Annotated in this window: 8 protein-coding genes; 2 read left to right on the plus strand and 6 right to left on the minus strand. The window is 45.3% G+C overall.

What is annotated here, in order from left to right:
- Positions 1-50: 50 nt before the first annotated feature.
- The 5 genes from VIN08_RS12115 to VIN08_RS12135 all read right to left on the minus strand — a co-directional run bounded on the left by VIN08_RS12115 (position 51) and on the right by VIN08_RS12135 (position 7,167).
- Positions 51-1,748 (minus strand): hypothetical protein, encoded by a 1,698-nt coding sequence (locus tag VIN08_RS12115; protein ID WP_331965109.1) that lies wholly within the window; start codon positions 1,746-1,748, stop codon positions 51-53.
- Between the two features lie 19 nt (positions 1,749-1,767).
- A complete protein-coding gene (locus tag VIN08_RS12120; RefSeq protein ID WP_331965112.1) occupies positions 1,768-4,794 on the minus strand; it encodes a tetratricopeptide repeat protein in 3,027 nt (1,008 codons plus the stop codon).
- A gap of 190 nt (positions 4,795-4,984) precedes the next feature.
- On the minus strand, positions 4,985-6,007 hold the full coding sequence (gene holA / locus VIN08_RS12125; RefSeq protein ID WP_331965115.1) for a DNA polymerase III subunit delta: 1,023 nt from the start codon (positions 6,005-6,007) through the stop codon (positions 4,985-4,987).
- A 53-nt stretch (positions 6,008-6,060) separates the two neighbouring features.
- Positions 6,061-6,624 (minus strand): rhomboid family intramembrane serine protease, encoded by a 564-nt coding sequence (locus VIN08_RS12130; protein ID WP_331965118.1) that lies wholly within the window; start codon positions 6,622-6,624, stop codon positions 6,061-6,063.
- 78 nt (positions 6,625-6,702) lie between these two features.
- A complete protein-coding gene (locus VIN08_RS12135; protein WP_331965121.1) occupies positions 6,703-7,167 on the minus strand; it encodes a hypothetical protein in 465 nt (154 codons plus the stop codon).
- A gap of 249 nt (positions 7,168-7,416) precedes the next feature.
- Here VIN08_RS12135 and VIN08_RS12140 point away from each other — a divergent pair, with 249 nt between their 5' ends.
- A complete protein-coding gene (locus VIN08_RS12140; protein WP_331965124.1) occupies positions 7,417-8,778 on the plus strand; it encodes a sigma-54 dependent transcriptional regulator in 1,362 nt (453 codons plus the stop codon).
- Between the two features lies 1 nt (position 8,779).
- The gene (locus VIN08_RS12145; protein ID WP_331965127.1) at positions 8,780-10,699 is read left to right on the plus strand and encodes a PAS domain-containing hybrid sensor histidine kinase/response regulator; all 1,920 of its coding nucleotides are present in this window, start codon (positions 8,780-8,782) and stop codon (positions 10,697-10,699) included.
- A 19-nt stretch (positions 10,700-10,718) separates the two neighbouring features.
- On the opposite strand, the gene VIN08_RS12150 is transcribed toward VIN08_RS12145, so the two are convergent.
- Positions 10,719-14,528: PKD domain-containing protein (locus tag VIN08_RS12150; protein ID WP_331965130.1), on the minus strand; the 3,810-nt coding region annotated here is incomplete at its 5' end.

Below are 14,528 nucleotides of genomic sequence, written 5' to 3' on the forward strand. Positions count from 1 at the left end.
TATCGAACACCGAACAAGGAACACCGAATGATGAAGTATAAAGGCGCTTCTCAAAAACTCCATGTTATACCTGCCAATGCCTGGAATCCTCTTACAGGGTAGTTCAGGTAGATCGGGTATTTGTTGGACGTGATATTGTTCAACTGTACAAAGGCAGAGAAGGTTGGAGAGAAAAGGTACTCGGCTTTGAAGTTGAGGTCAAATGCTCCGGAGAGTTTTACAGTTTTGTTCGTTTCAGGATCCAATGCCTTCATACCGGCTTGTGCGATCAGGTCAGCAGAGAAGACAAGCTTCTGGTATACATTGATCGAAGCATTCGCGGTAAGTCTGGATGTAGGGCGATGCCATACTTCGGCAAAGTCGCCAGCATCATAAGCATAGAAATCACCACGCACCATAAACTTGGCGAGCTCGGATTGTGCATAACTCAGAGCTACATAAAAATTTGTTCTGCGGGTTGTTCCCTGATCATATATAGTATTGAACTTGGAAGGATCGCCTTCGCGGTTCACATACGAGTACCAGTTCTTTAACAACGTAGTTGATAAACCGGTATGTGCTTCTACTTTATTACCGAGGCGGGCGTTCAGTCCGGCACCAAAATCCAGTACACGGTTTGTATGGAACACTGCTACGTTAGGTGCAAGCCACATGTTTTCGTTGGTAAGCGACTGCAACGATACTTTATCCATACCACCGGAGAGAAACCCAACGGCATCTACCGAAGGACTCAGTGGATAGGTTGCTTTGAAGTTCGGGTATAGATGGAAGTTCTTTGAATCGATCGAATCATTTTCGAAGGCAGCTGTTACCCCTATAGACAGTTTTAAATCTTCAATCGGTAAAAATTCATACGAAGGCGCCAGGGTAAAAAGACTGCGTGGCTTTGCTTCCACTTTGCTGTCTTTACGGGTGATCACAGCATAGTCTGCCTTGAGATCTATTCTTGAATCATCATCAATTTTATACCCTGATTTAAAAGCAAGATCAACTTCCGATTCGCGTGCATCATATTTATCTGCGAGGTAGCTGAAGTTAGCACCTAATTTATAGGCGAGGTCTGAGTTTTTGGAGTTCGATAATTCTCCACCGAGTTTAATAAGATTGAATGATTGCTTCAGCGAATCTTTACCGATAGGTTCTCCCTGCGGATAACCATAAAAATGCGTGGTGCGATTTTCAAATCCTATGTTACCGGATAAGGCTATATCATCATTGAGCGAACGACCATAGAGTGACAAGCTTGACATACCACTGCCGGAGTTTTTTCCATCTACCGGACCTTTGCCGGAGCTGCTATGGTATATACGCGCACCGTATAGTTTGTTCTTGTCTTTCTTGCTATTGATATACCCTTCCAGCAATGGTGAAGCATAGTTCCCATAGCCCAACCGTAAGAAGCCGCCATATACATCGGAAGAGTTTTCTACTTTCAGTTTCAGCGGACGTACCTGCGGGTTGATCTGCGGTGCCTGAAAACTGAACGACCGAAAATCGTATGTTACCGGGGCTTTGATCCCTGCCTCTGCGGGCTTCGGTGGTATCTTATCAAAGTTACGATTGGCTTGTGGTAAAGATATCTTGCGATCGTTCTGGATCACAATCTCTCTTGATTCTATATCTCCTTCCCATTCTTCTTTCGGTTTCTGCTCCTGTGCAAAAGCCATTACGGAAAAGGAACTTGCTAATATCAGTAAACCGAATCGCATGGGTGCAAGCGTGGGGTTATGATTTGTCTTTTTCTTCATCGCAAAAAATGGTAAACGATCAATTATCCAGGGTATCACTTTCTACTTTCTTCTGTTTCTCCAGCTCGGATTGTTCGAGTTGTTTGAGCCTTGCTTTCGCCTGATCTTTCACAGACTGAAGCGGGAATTTATCCAGCGATTGCAGGGTAGCTCTCGCCTGGAACACATCATTCTGTGCTATAAAATTATCAGCGAGCAAGAGGAATGCTTTACCGACCCATGCATCGTATGTTGCAAAGTCGTTGATCAATCCCGTTAATGTTTCATAGCACTGTTTGTACTCTTTCTGATTGTAGAATATCTCGGCCAATAAATACTTTGCTTCCGCTCCGTACTCATCGCGTGCAGCGTTCAGCGTATTAAGAAACTCATCTTTGGCTCCTTCAAAATCGCCACGCGCCAATGCTGTTTTACCAAGGTATAGCGATGCTTTGTTCTGGGCACCGGCATTGATATTACCGCGTTCAATAATGATGCGGGCATATACATCAGACGAGTCGTATTGTGTTGAGAGGTAGAACGACTCCATAAGTCCGGCCCAGGCGTTGTATTGCTCCTTCTTCGTAGAGGCCATTTTCTCCAGGCGATGGAAATAGGTAATAGCCTTGCTATAGTTTGCCTGCTTGAAGTATATCTCCGCCAAACGTGCAGCTACTTTATTACCGGAGCTATAGGTCATGTCGTTGCTGAGCTCGGTATAGATCGGCAGCGCCTTATTAAAGTCTTGCAGGCGGAAGTACGATTCTGCTACATAAAATTTAGCATCCGTGATCTTTGCCGACTGCGGATACGAAGTTATATAGCTGTTAAAGCTGCTGATGGCCTGTGTATACTGCTGATCGAAAAACAGGTTCTTCGCAGTTTCGAAAGAAAGACTTTCTACACTTTCATCATTTGGATTCGCTTTTGAATATTGATCGAGGTTGCTTTGAAATTCACCTGAGCGGCCGGCCGCATTCAAGGCCTCCTGAAGTGGTAATAATATAGTCTTGGCAAGCGGATGCGTTGGAAACAACCGTATAACTGTTTGATAGTCGTTGATCGTCTTATCGTATTGTTTCAAATTATAGTTAGAAGCTCCTCTTCGCTCATAAGCATACGGCAGGAAACGTGAACTCGGGCTTTCGCGGATCAATTGAGAAAGTCCATCAACCGAAGCCTGATAATTACTTTGCTCAATTTCAAACAGTGACCGCTGATACATAGCTTCATCGCGATACTGTGATTTAGGATAATTCTTGATCAACTCATTCAACTGGTTGCGTGCTTCTCCATACTTGCGTTGCACACCGCTCATTACTCCGGCCTGCAGCAATACATAGTCTGCATCGGCAGTACCGGCTGCTTTCGCGCGGTTATAGGTTGCCAGTGCATCATCGTACTGTTTGCTCACGTAGTAGCAATCGGCCAGTCGCACCAAACCATCTGCATAGTTCGGTGTACTCTTGTCTGCCTTGTTGGTAAACTCTTTAAAGTTATATAGTGCCTTATCGTACGCCTGAAGATTGTAGTGCGCATAGCCCAGACCGTAGCGGGTCTTTAGTAATATTTCCGGATCAACGGTTGCGCCAAGCGCCACTACGCGCTGGTAGTCGGCAATGGCTTCGGTATATTTCTTACCAATGGAGTAAGCTTCTGCACGCCAGAAAGCTGCCAGGGCTACATAGTTCTTATCAACAGGTTGCTCCAGCGACTTGGAGAAGTATATAACTGCTTCGGGATAATCTTCTTTATTATATAGTTCGGAACCTTTCAGGTAAGCTGCCTTCTGGTATGCCTGGTTTATATATTGATTGCGCGCAGGCAACGCCTCTATATATTCTATAGCCTTGTTGAAGTTGTTGCCGTTTACATATACCTGCACCAATAGCTCTTTGATCTCGTTGGTATGAGAACTGCCCGGATAAGTTTTCAGGAATCGTTCAAACTCTCCTATAGCCTGATCGGATTTACCTACATCGTATGATACTTTGGCAAACTGAAATGTACTCTCCTCTACCAGGCTTTTATCTTTGGGATTCTTGCGTGCATAATCAAAAGCATTTAGCGCCAGTGGTTTGTTGCCCTTCTTGAGGTGAAGTATACCTAAATAGTACGAAGCATAATAGCTCACCGTATCTTTAGATGCCGCTGCCTTGTCCAGGTATTCAATGCCTCGTTCGGTATTGCCCGTTACATAGTTTGCATAGCCTGCACGGAAGAACAAACCGCTCTCTGCTTTGGCATTGCTGTCAAAATATTTCTGATAGGACTCAACAGCTTTTTTGAAATCGCCTTTATAATAACTTGCTTCTGCTACCAGCATGGCTATCTCATCAGCATTGCTTATATCGGAGCGACCTTTCAGTGTGTTGGCATACTCGATCAGTGCATCGTATTTCTTTTGTTTATAGTATATATTGGCAATGAGGCTCGGCACGATGGTAGCATACGATGGGCTCGTCTCTGCTTTCTTCAGGTCTGTTATAGCATCATCATATTGTCCTTTAGAGTATTCGATGAACCCCGCATAGTAGTTTGCAGCGGGGGTATAGGCAGTGCTTTGCTTCTTTACAAAGTTAAATTGCTCGAGTGCTTCATCCAGCTTCTTCTGGTTGAAAAAGCTATAGCCCCATTTAAAGTGTCCCTGGTTTTGTTGCTCCGATGTAAGGGCCGGGAAATTTACTTTCTTGAAATAGCCCGATGCTTTTATATAGTTACCTTCTGCATAGAAGAAGTTGGCCAGATCGTAATAGGCAGTAGAGGCTTTGGGGCTCGAAGGGTTGTGGGTAATAAACTCATCGATGAGTTTCTCGCCATCTTTATGGCCGAGGTTAAGCGCGCTGAATGCTACATAGTACTCTGCTTCTCCCCTGCGTGCATCGGTTGGTGAAGCCTGCGCTAAAAAGTCGGAGAACACTTCGCGTGCAGCGCCATAGTTAGCATGCTGTATAAGTTCTGTTCCGCGATGGTATAGCCTTTCAACTTTGTTCTGCGACAGTTGATCCTGCGCATACATACATTGAACGATGAAAACTAACCATAAAGAAGCTATTAATCTGTGCATTACGGTAATTACGATTTGAGTTTAAAACAGCGCACCTGAAAAATTATTGCAAATAAAGAACCAAAAAAGTGAGTTAAAAAAAATCCGCGCTGATGAATTTGCATGGACTTAAAGTTAATGCTCTCTATGCAAGGTTCAAAGTTTAATGTTCAAGGTTAATGTTGAACATAGAACGTGAATTATAAATCTGCTAGTTCATCAGGCGCCATACAAGTTCGCGGAAGATCTGGCCTTCATCGGCCGAGCCGGTATTTACCCCTTTCAATTTGAGGTCGGCTTCTTTGATGGAAGATATATTATCGATGATCTTCGGAAGTGGAAATTGTCGTAAAGCAAGACTATAATCACGCACTGCATACGGACTCACTTTCAATTCACTAGCAAGTCCTTTATCGCTCTTGTCAGTAGCTTGAGAAGCGACCAGTAATTTACTGAAGAACGAGAAGAGATAGGCCACTACGGGTATCATCGGGTTCTTCTTGGTATTGCTCTCGAAGTAGTTTACAATCTTGTTGGCAAGCAATGTATCGCGTTGCAAAATCGCTTTCTGCAATTCAAAAATATTATACTCTTTGCTCACGCCCACCTGGTTCATAACACGCTCGGCTGTTATACTTTCGCCTGCTGCCAGGGATATAGCGAGCTTGTCTACTTCATTCGCGAGGCGGTGCAGATCGTTGCCTACAAACTCGCACAGAGCCTGCACGGCACGTTCATCGATCGATACTTTCTTGTCCTTGCAGTATTCCGATACAAACTCCGGCAGTTGATTGTCGTATAGCTTTTTGGTGTTGATGGTAACAGCATACTGGTCGATCTTCTTGCCTAACTCTTTGCGTTTATCGAGGCTCTTGTGTTTATGACAGAATACCAATACCGTGCTGGGCACTGCTTTGGTAACATAGTCGAGCAGTAATTTACCACCTATATCTTTACCCAGATCCTGTATATCCTGTGCCTCTTTCACGATCACCACTTGTCGCTCGGCCATCATCGGGAACCTCCGCGCATGCGTCAGCACGGTCGACATCGCTACATCTTTACCATATACCACCACCTGGTTAAAACCTTTCTCGGCTTCCGATAGTACATGGGCTTCTATATAGTCGGCAATCATGTCGATGTAGAATGTCTCTTCACCCTGCAGAAAATACACCGGTGCATATTTTCTGCTTTTCAAATCACCTAATATCTTTTTTACTGTTGCATCCATAGTACTGTATCACTGCGAGTCCGCAAATATCAAACAAAAATCAACACACAAAATCAGTTCACGCTTTTCTGTTTACTAAATGATACGGCCGTGGTAATGCCTACCAGGGCTCCGGCAAAATGCGACTCCCACGAAATATGCGGATCGGTGGGCAACACGCCATAGAAGATACCTCCGTATAGCAGCAGAATGATGGTGGAGATGAAGATGGACATAAAGTCTCTGCGAAAAAATCCGAACGAGATGAGAAAGAAAGCAAGGCCATATACTACACCGCTGGCTCCTATATGATTGGCGGGTCGGGCAAACAGCCACACCAGAATGTTCGTCCAGAAGTATGCCCGAAAAAATACCTGCCCTCCTATCTTTCCATAGAAAAAGAACAACACGCATCCGAGAAAGATCATCGGTATAGTGTTGGAGATCAGGTGCAGCAGGTCGCCATGAATAAGCGGTGCTGTAAATATACCGATCAGCCCGTGGAAGGTGCGTGGCTCTATACCAAAAGCACTCAAGGGTAAACCGAACATGACTTCGATATAAAATGTAGCCCACATCAGAAACACAAGCCGGAGTGGTACAACCGAGCTGCCAAAGAGAGAGGATTGTGCTGCCATAAAAAATTTACTGGGCAAAGCCCGGTACAAATATGAAAATTGTCAGCTAACGATCAGCACATCGAAAAACAAAAGACATTATTTTTTAGCGGGGTCGTTGATCATGGGTAAATGAAGATACTGCGCTTCTTCCGATGCAACCGTTTTTATACCCCATAACCCGCCTGAAGAGGAAGCTATCTTTTCAGAAATACTCTTCAGCATTTCGTAATAGGCGATCGAAAATTCAGGATCAAGTTTTCGCCAGAGTGAATTTAATTGCTGAAGTTCCTCTACCAGCATGGGGGTACGCTTGGATGCTTCGAAGGGGTAACTCTGGATCAGTATCTTGATCTTGTCTTCAAAGTCCTGCGCCATCTCCTTGAAAAATCCAGACAGCATTGATCCATTCTTTTTTTGTTTCTGCACAATAGCAATCGCTTCCTTGATCTCCTTTCGATCGATCTCACCGTCTGCTCCGGCAATCAGTATGCATACAAGAATAGGGGCACGAAGCATCAGCTCCGTTTCCGGGTCGGTGAGTGTTTGAAATTCTGGGATCATGAAGTAAGGACTTGGTACTCTAAAGTTGTAGAAAATATCAGTGAAATGATACGAATGAGTTCAATAAAAATTCGGGGTCCGGGTACTGAATATCATTTAAACTTTTTATATCATTACTTACAACTAACCGATTGTATTTGTGAATGAACCGGATAAGTTTTAATTTATTTCCGTTGCCCGGCTGTATACCCGTTAACGACTTGGCTAATGGACGTTTGACCTTTATATTTACCTTCCAAACTTCTACGCATGTACGAGAAAGATCCCGTTAAAATTTTTGTTGTCGAAGATGATCCGGCTTATACAAAGTTTTTGAAGTACGTACTGGAGCTGAACCCGGACTACGAAGTTCAGTTCTACACTTCGGGAAAAGATTGCCTGGCCAATCTGTATAAGAACCCGGCCGTTATTACACTCGACTATTCGTTACCTGATATGCCTGGCGAGAAGGTGTTGAGCCAGATACGCAGCCATGATCCGAACATCAACGTGATCATCGTATCGGCCCAGGAAAAGATTCATACGGCTGTAGAGCTGCTTAAGCTTGGGGCTTACGACTATATAGCGAAGGATCATGAAACGAAAGACCGCCTGCTGAACTCCATCAACAACGCGCGGAACAAGACTTCGTTGATCAAGGAGATCGATCACCTGAAGAAGGAGATCTCGGAGAAATATACTTTTGAAAAGAGCATCATCGGTACCAGCCCGGCTATCAAGCGGGTATTCTCCTTACTGGAGAAAGCGGTACAAACAAATATATCGGTAAGTATATCCGGTGAAACAGGAACCGGTAAGGAACTGGTGGCCAAAGCGGTTCACTATAACTCCAAGCGCAAGAACAAACCGTTTGTAGCGGTAAACATTGCTGCTATACCACACGACCTGATTGAGAGTGAACTCTTCGGACATGAGAAGGGCGCATTTACCGGTGCCCTCACCAGGCGCATTGGTAAATTTGAAGAAGCCGAAGGTGGCACCATCTTCCTCGATGAGATTGGTGAGATGGATCCGAACCTGCAGGCTAAACTTCTCCGCGTGTTGCAAGAGCGTGAAGTTACCCGCATCGGTGGCAACCAGGTGATCAAGCTTGATGTACGGATCATTGCTGCAACACATAAAGATTTGTCAGAAGAAGTAAAGACAGGTCGGTTCCGCGAAGATTTATACTATCGCTTGCTGGGTCTTCCGATTATGCTTCCTCCCCTGCGGGAACGCGGGCAGGATGTTATACTCATCGCCAAGCATTTCCTCGATCAGTTTGCGCAAGACAATCAACTGCGCAAGTTCAAGATCAGTGCTGAGGCGCAGGAAAAGTTACTACAGTATCCGTTCCCCGGAAACATACGCGAGCTGAAGTCAGTTATAGAATTGGCGGCTGTTATGACGGAAGAGCAGGAGCTTCGCCCGCAGGATATAAGCTTTAACAGCACTACCCGCATGGAGTCGTTCCTATACCAGGAGATGACCATGCAGGAATTTATGTATCGCATCATCCGGCACTACCTGAATAAATATGACAATAACGTGCTTGAAGTTGCACGAAGGCTCGACATCGGTAAATCTTCTTTATACAGGTATCTGAAAGAGATGGAGACGATCGGCATCTGACATGAAACTCGAACAGTACGTAAAGAAAGGCTCCTTTTATGAGTCCGTGGTAGAAGACGGCTCCGACATTATCTTTATTGTCGATTATGCCGGAGAAATATACTATCACAACGCCTCGGCTAGTGAAACGCTCGGGTATAGATCGAAGAGCCTGATGGGCAAAAACTTCTTCGACTATATACTTCCTGAAACGCGCGAAGAGTTTCAAAAGAAGCTTCGTAAAAGTCAGAACCGCGCCTATACCGAGAAAGTAGAATTTCAATTCCTCTGTAAAGACGGCACTTATCGCTTTCTTGAATTTAACGCGATTAACCTTAAACATAAGCAAAGTATACCGGGCTTTATTCTCGACTGTCGCGATGTAACGCAGCGCAAGGAGAATGAATCAGAACTGGTGCGCCTGCAAAAAGCAAAGGAGCAATTTCTGGCCAACATCAGTCACGAGATACGCACGCCTATCAATGGTATAGCAGGCATGGCCAACCTGTTAAGTCAGAGCCCAAGTCCTGAAGAACGGGAAACATACCTGAACGCGATCAAGCACTCGGCCGAGAACCTGAAAGTTATTATCAATGATATTCTTGATCTCGCAGCGATCGAATCGGGTAAACTTCGCTTTGAAAAGATCGCCTTCAACCTGAAAGATCTTCTCCCTTCGCTCATCAGTACATTTATGTATCAGGCAAAGGAAAAGAAGATCGCGCTCGACTATCGCATCGATGAGAAGCTGAATAAAATTCTGTTGGGCGACCCTGTTCGTCTGAACCAGATCTTGATCAACCTCATCAGCAACGCTGTAAAATTTACCCATACCGGCTCCATCCAGATAAAGTGTACAGCAGAACGTGAGCAGCGTGGTATGTGCTGGGTGCGTATTGAAGTAACGGACACCGGTGTAGGTATACCGGAAGAAAAACTCACCACTATATTTGAAAGCTTTAGCCAGGCCGATGCCAGTGTAACAAGACGCTATGGTGGCACCGGGCTCGGCCTCACCATTGTAAAGCAGATGGTTGAATTGCAGAATGGGAAAATCCATGTGGTGAGTAAAGAACATGTAGGCTCTACGTTTATGGTTACTATACCTTACTTCGTTGGTAAAGTAAATGCCATTACGCAGGCTACACCACGCAAGGATAAAACGGTGAAAGATCCCAACACCTCGCAGCTGCGTGTATTGCTGGTGGAAGACAACGACATCAATCGTTTATATGCCAAAAGTATATTGAAGAACTGGCAGTGTTTTATTGATGAAGCCGAGAACGGCCTCGTGGCGATCGAGAAGATCAAGAACAATCATTTTGATGTAGTGCTGATGGATGTGCAGATGCCGGTAATGGATGGCTATGAAGCCACTAAAGCGATCCGCATGATGGAGCAATCGGCCAACCTGCCCATCATTGCACTCACGGCCAACGCTACGGCTACTGACGTAGAGAAATGTATAGCAGCCGGCATGAACGATTACCTGCCGAAGCCTTTTACACCGGAAGATCTATACCAGAAATTATTTGACGACCTCAAGATAAAGCCGTCGCTTGTAACCAAGGCAACACCGGCTGCCATGAAAGTTATTCCATCCTATAATCTGAACTATCTCCGCTCAGTGTCGGGGAATAATGAAGAGTTTATACGCGAGATGGTATCAACGTTTATACAGACCATACCGGCTATACTGGAAGATATGAAGGTGGCGATGGGTGCACAAGACTGGCTGAAGCTTTCGCGCCTGGCTCACCAGATCAAGCCATCGTTCATCCTGATGGGACTTGACTCACTGCGAAGTGACATTGTTTTTATTGAGGAGAACAGCAAGCAGGAAACAAACCTGCACGAAGTAGAGCGCCTGGCGCTTGATTTCATTGAGCGTTGCAACAGTATGCTACCGGAATTGTCCAAGGAAGGACTTCCGGCAGCCTGATATAGCATCTTCTTACTTCTTAGTTCGAATTCATTACCACGATCTTGGTATACATCACAGCACGATCGTTTGCCTGAATAGCCAGTATATACATACCATCGGCAACTTGTGTAACATCGATCTGTTGCGGCAAGGTGAGGTCGCGATTCACATTACCTGCCGACACTACCGTACCGCGCTGATCGATCAGCTTCCAGGTATAGTCGCGATTCAGTTTATCGCCCAGGTATAGCTTGATGCTCTGCGATGCAGGGTTCGGGTATATCTGCAGATTTTCCAATGCAGCCACCGCCGGATCGTCTGGTATACCCACCGGTGTTTTTGATACTTTCGTTTGAGGTATCTTCTGGATCACCGTCTGCAACACTCTGCGTGTAGCTTTATCCTGTGCAAAAGCAATGATATATAGACTGTCGCCATTGGCGATCGGTGTCTGCAGTTCAAATGTTTCATCAGCATCCGGCTTGCTATAGGTTACGGATGTACCGGCCACCAGCGGATCGGTGATGATGAATCCTTCCGGACCATACAACAACTTGCGCAGTGAGAAGCGGTTGCCGTTCACACCATTCTCTACCAAGGCGGCTTGCAGGATGATCGGAGGATTGAACGAGTTCAGTTTATCAATGAATTTATAGTTGATGTCAGCTTTCAATACATCCGGAGCTGTTGAGCCATCGATCGCTATATCAATTTCGAACGAAGGATCTTCCAGTGCACGTCTGTCGAGATCATTTACCGTAATGTTACCGGTATATCCGTTGAACGTAGTTCCGTAATAATCGCCCAATATACCATCCATGATCGAAGCCGGTGGTTGTCGTATACCATAGAACAAGGCTCGTGCACTCGGATCAGTCGGGTTGGCTTTGTTGATTTCATCTACTACACCAGCCATCTCCATGTGATATTGCAACTTGATAAAGTCTTTGGATACCAAGTCATCAATATACTCTTCCGACTGGCTGAGTGTTGCGTTTACATTCGAATCGTTGGTGTAATGTTCTACCAATACATTACGCTTCTTCTCTCCTATATATATATCATCGAAAGCAAAACCGTTTGATACTGTTCCCGGGTTGTTATCACTGTTGCTACCAAACGCTATACGGAATACCACGGTGTCTTTGGGCAGATCGTTCAAATTATACCTGGCATCGCGCCAGCCGTCTGTTGCACCGGTCCATGCATAGTTATCCTGACCTCCCGGATGACCACTCAGGTCTGAACCGTTATACCATTCTATACCCAATCCTTTATCGGTACCAACGGTTTCCCAGGAGATACCTCCATCAGATGAGTATTGCAATACAGCACCATCAAAATTCTTATCAGAGTCCGACCAGTACTTCAATGCCACCATCGGTCTGCTCAAACCATCCAGGTTCACACAAGGTCCTATCACATAAGATTGCTCATTCGGATAGTAGGTACTCACATAGTTGTTGGCAGCCGTAGTGTTGCCACCCGTCCACCACGCATTGGTACCGGAGTATGCCTGGTTGATATGTGCACCATTCACGTTACCGAATGTCCAGCTAGAGTTACCTGCCTGTTCAACCTTGATCCAGGTTCCCTGCCCGCTTTCGAAATCGGTCTGGTAGCCATTGCTGGAAACCGGTTGATTGTAGTCCAGTATATATACCCGTTGTGTTGTATCCTTCAGGCAACCCACATCGGTCTTCACACGCAGCGTAACATCATACGCCTGGAAGGTGCTGTACTTATGACTCGGATTATTATAGGTACCGGAAGTTTTCGGGTCAGTCGGTACAGATACACCCTTATCTCCGTATCCCAATACATCGCCATCACCAAACACCCAGCTATACTCTTTTATACTTCCGAGTGATATGGTTGATTTGTCTTCGAATTTCGTTGTCTGTCCGCTACAGATCTTGGTCCAGTCAAAATTCAGTTTAGGCACTGGCCCAACCTGTATACTTTCGATCACTTCATCCGAACAGTTCTTATCCGTTGTTACCGTCAGCTTAACATCATATATACCGGGTTGAGTATAGGTAAGTGAAGTTGCTGAATCGGGACTTGTTAGACCACCGAAGTCAAAATCCCAGAGGAACTTCGTGATCTTGCTGTTATAGGTGTTATTGGGTATATCCGATAAGCTGGCAAATTTAGCAGCATCCGTAACGCACGCATTGTTGGTCAGAATAACCGAGTGTGGTGATGCATGCACAATTACTTTCTTGATATACTCGGTACGCGCATTCAGGGCGTTGGTATAGGTATACTGAATGAAATAAGCACCTGCTACAACTCCGTCTGTATTTACGTACCATTTGTTGTTAACAAAGTTGACCGTTATACCCGCTGTAAGACTCAGGAACTCAGTAGTAGGAATACCGGTAGTGTGATCAGGTATACCGATCAATTGCAGCAATCCTGTTTCAGCACAAATCTGTAACGCCCCTGTTGCATCCACTACAGCACCATCGATGTTGAAGTCAATGTCTGTGATCGGGTTCACCACTGTGGTCTGTGTGGTAAAGCCCACACAACCAGTAACGTTATTCGTAACGGTATAGGTAATGGTATTGAAACCAATGTTGGCGATTGACGGATCAAATATATTCGTACCGGATTGTATACCCGGCCCGGTAAACACACCATTAAAATTACCACCGGATGGAACACCTGACAGCGGATCCGGAGCATCATTCTCTGCATATGCACTTTCCAATCCAAAGATCAAAGGCTCCGGCAGTGGATTAATTTTTACATATACATCGTCTGAAGTAATCGAGCAAGGGCCTGCACCATCAGGGTCGTTAGTAGTCAAAGTCAATAATATACCTCCTCCGGCTATATCTGAATTTGTCAATGTATAGGTAGAAGCAGGATCGGCCACATTCGAGAATTGTGCGCTGCCCGAACCACCACTCCAGGTAACCGAAGAAGTAGTACCAGAGTAACTTCCATTCAACTGGACCAGCTTATCCTGACAAACTTCAAAATCATTTCCGGCAAATACTTTTGCCGATTCATTGATGTGTACATCTATATCATCCGATACAATGGTACAAGGACCAGAACCATCCGGATCATTGGTTGTTAAACGGAATGTCAAGGTGGTGCCTATATCTCCGGCCAATACACCGTAGTTGGCCGTAACGGTGCTTCCAGTTATACTGCTGATCGACAATGTACCTCCGGCTGTATTTACCGGACTCCACGAACCTGCCGTAGCGCTTCCGGCAATTATGCCCGACAGATTTATTTGCGCTGGCTCGCACACTACCTGGTCTACCAGTGGTACGATGCTCGCGCGATGATTGATCTGTATTCTTAATGTATCTGATTTCTCAAAGCAAGGACCTACTCCGTCCGGATCATTCGTCACCAGGTATAATTCTATAAATCCATTCGTAACGTCAGCATTCACAGCGGTATAGGTAGATGTTACCGTTCCGCCACTGGTAGTACTTGCCGAGATAGAACCACTGCCGGTTTTGATAAACCAGTTAGCCGATGTAGCGCTTCCGCCAATGGTACCACTCAATGGTATACTCATCGGCATCACTGCACCTTCGCAGACTGCAAAGTCAGCACCTGCATTGATCGTAACACTTGGATTAACTGTTACCGTTACAGTTGAAACCGGACCATCACAACCATTGGCTGATGGTGTAATCGTATATACAACGGTACCGACAGACGCATTGGTCGTAGTGAGTACCTGGCTGATCAATGATCCATTACCAGCGGAGGCACCTGTTACATTACTGCTTGGTACAGCCGTCCAGGCAAACGTAGTACCCGAAACATTTTTAGGTGAAGGAAGAATAGTAATCGAAGCCGTCTCACCGCT

Source organism: Ohtaekwangia sp. (assembly GCF_036568665.1).
Lineage (GTDB): Bacteria > Bacteroidota > Bacteroidia > Cytophagales > Cyclobacteriaceae > Ohtaekwangia.